2 protein-coding genes and 1 CRISPR repeat array are annotated in these 3292 nt (G+C 27.3%); of the genes, one reads left to right on the top strand and one right to left on the bottom strand.

Annotation, left to right across the window (positions count from 1 at the left end; genetic code table 11):
• Positions 1-1859 (top strand): type VI-C CRISPR-associated RNA-guided ribonuclease Cas13c (cas13c, locus tag WBG30_RS14415; protein WP_424505347.1); only part of this gene is annotated, 1859 nt, incomplete at its 5' end.
• A gap of 200 nt (positions 1860-2059) precedes the next feature.
• A CRISPR array of direct repeats spans positions 2060-2542; the repeat unit is 30 nt; unit sequence AGACTATATCCATGTTAGTGGAAATAAAAC.
• Between the two features lie 130 nt (positions 2543-2672).
• On the opposite strand, the gene WBG30_RS14420 is transcribed toward cas13c, so the two are convergent.
• Positions 2673-3292 (bottom strand): amino acid--tRNA ligase-related protein (locus tag WBG30_RS14420; RefSeq protein ID WP_424505348.1); only part of this gene is annotated, 620 nt, incomplete at its 5' end.

Genomic DNA, 3292 nt, shown 5'->3' on the forward strand with positions numbered 1-3292 from the left:
CGTATAAAGACTTATACAATAAAAAAAAGGAGAAAGTAGAAGAGCAAAATAAATTAATTGAAGTAGGGAGAAATGATTCGAATAAAAAAGCAATAACAGATATAAATAAAGAGTTGAAAAAATTAAAGGATAAGATGGAAAAAATAACTAAACTTAACTCTAAATTTAGACTTCAGTATAAGCTACAAATGGCTTATGGTTTTTTACAGAAAGAATATAATTTAGACTTAAAGAAATTTGGAGACTGGTTTGAACCTTCAAAAGAGAGCTCAACAAAAGAATTTCAAGTAAGGTGGCTAGAGTATTTAAAAGAAACAGCAGGAAAAGATGAATTTAATTTTGGTATTCTTGAAAAAAATATAGAAAAAATAAAAAAATCAGAGGAAAGGTTTCTAACGAAGGATAAATCAAATAATCTTGTAAAGTTGTATATATTAATTTATTTACTGATCCCTGTAGAATTAAGGGGTGATTTTTTAGGGTTTGTTAAAAAAAATTATTATGATATGAAAAATGTTGATCAGTTATCTGAAGATATAGAGGTTAAGGATGAGTTTTTTCACAAATTAAGGTTGTTTGAAAAAAATAGTAAAAAGTTTGAGATACTTTCTTATGAAATGATTGAGTATAGCAATATTAATGAAGGTTTTACTAAAGTCTATGAAAGTTTAGGGATAGATATTTCAAAGGTCAGTATAGTACAATTTGTGGGGTTAGAAGAAAAGAGAATCTTTGATAAAAATATTATTTTACCTATGATGAAGTATTATCAAAACATATTTAAATTAATAAATGATGTGGAAATACATGCTTTATTTAAACTTATTAATCGACAAAATATAACTTTTGAAGTGGGAATCGAGAGAATAACAAAAAAAACAGGGCATTTTCAATTTTCAAATCTAATGAAACAAATGAAAAATGGCGGTAAGTCGAAAGAAAATGAAAAAGAAATTTATGGTATTAGAAATGATATTGCACATATAAACTATAGTAACTTATTTTTAAATCCACTTACTGGAACACCTCTATTAAATGATAGAAATGATGAAAATCCTTATAAGAGTGATAAATTGAGTAGGAGTTCTTTAAGTGAAAGAGTTGATAATTTTATAGAAAAAGTAGAATCAATATCTTCAAATAAAAGTATTTTAGGAGTAGATATAGTGAATGATTACTATATGAAGAAAGAACAATTTTTATTTAACTTAAAAAGTACTTCAGAAGAGGATATAACATCTATAGAAAAGAAAAGAAAACTTGATCAAGAAGAGGAAAGTTTAAGAAGATACAATTTAAAAAAAAGAAATCTTCCTAATATATTTAAAAAATATATGGAAATAGTATCTAATTTAGAAGATGGTAAAAAAATCAACTCTAAACTGTGGAGTGAAATTAAAGATTTATCTATATTCATAGACAATGGTGAAACAATAATAATTAAAGATTTAAGTATTTTTCAGCGATTGAATTATATAAATCAGGTAAAAGGATTATTGAAAAAAGAAGCATCACAACTTTTGGGAATCTATCGAAAGTATGTTATACAAAATATAAAGGCACAACTTTTGGATATATTTATAAGAAAAGAAAAAAGATTTATAAGGGTAGAAGCTTTTGGAAATAGATTTAGAAAGAAAAAAGACTATGAATTACAATTACAATCAAATGAAGGTGTATTTAAAGTTGAAACAATTCTAAAAAATAATAAAGTAATAATGGAAGAATCGATAGATGATTTTAAATTTAAGGTAGAAGGTTGTATGATAAGAATATTTTCTTCAGAGGAAAAGTTATTAAACGAAAAAAACCTAAAGACAAAATATATTCAAAAAGTAAAATTGTCATCAAAAAAATAGATTAATAATATATCTGTCGATCTTTGATAAGGCTAAAAGTACTGAGGATCGACAGAAACTATTAAGCTCTTTAAATTTCAATGATTTTTTTGAGTAGCATTATATTTTTTAAAAAATATAATGGAAATAATAATAAAAAGGAAAGGTCGACGAAAAATAGTATTTTAGAGTATAATATATATAGTCTTAAATGATTACCTAGACTATATCCATGTTAGTGGAAATAAAACACTAAATAATCACCCGCAGAACTTAACATATCCATAGACTATATCCATGTTAGTGGAAATAAAACTGACAAGCTTCTCTAAATTCATTTATTTCTTCTTCAGACTATATCCATGTTAGTGGAAATAAAACGGAGGAATACAAAATGAAAATTAAATATTTAGAAAAAGACTATATCCATGTTAGTGGAAATAAAACTTTTTTCCAATTTTAAATGCCGGTTTTATAGCTTCTAAAAGACTATATCCATGTTAGTGGAAATAAAACCTAAGCGTTATATGCAATTAAACATCAGTCCATACAAAAGACTATATCCATGTTAGTGGAAATAAAACTATGTCAATGCACTACCAAACCCTTTTTCCCAATCGAAGACTATATCCATGTTAGTGGAAATAAAACCAAAATCCAGTGAACTCATATTTTGACTATATCCAAGGTAGTGGATATAAAACAACATTTTAAAATTTTCTGAAACTACTTTCATTTTAAAAACACATACAAAAAGGAGTGGTTTTCACCACTCCTAAAATTTTATTAATTTCCAAGTCTTCCCCTTTTATAAAGAGGGAGATTTAGAGGGCGTTACTTAGTTGCTTCTTCATAAGTACTAGTTAATGATAGCTCTTCTAATTGATCTATATCTACATTTCCAGGAGCTTCAGTCAATAGACATTGTCCTTTATTAGTTACTGGGAATGGAATTACGTCTCTTATAGAGTCTTGCTTTAACATTGCCATTAACCATCTATCTACACCAAATGCTAATCCGCCATGAGGAGGAGCACCATATTTAAATGCTTCTACGAAGAAACCAAATTTCTCTTTGATCTCAGCTTCAGTCAATCCTAGTTGTTCAAATACAACTTTTTGTACTTTTCTATCGTGGATTCTGATACTTCCTCCACCAATTTCAAAACCATTTAAGATGATATCATAAGAATTAGTTCTTACTTTATCCATTTGGTCTCCAGCTAAGAACATTTCCATGTCCTCTTCTTTGATAGATGTAAATGGGTGATGTTGAGCCTTATATCTTGCTTCATCTTCACTCCACTCAAACATAGGGAAGTCTACAACCCATAGGAATTTATGACTATCTTTATTGATTAATCCCAATTCATTTCCTAATTTTAATCTAAGTGCTCCGAGTCCCCCATAAACTACTTTTGCTTTATCAGCCAGGATTAATATAACGTCTCCTA

Origin of the sequence: Psychrilyobacter sp. (assembly GCF_049671765.1) — a bacterium.
Lineage (GTDB): Bacteria > Fusobacteriota > Fusobacteriia > Fusobacteriales > Fusobacteriaceae > Psychrilyobacter.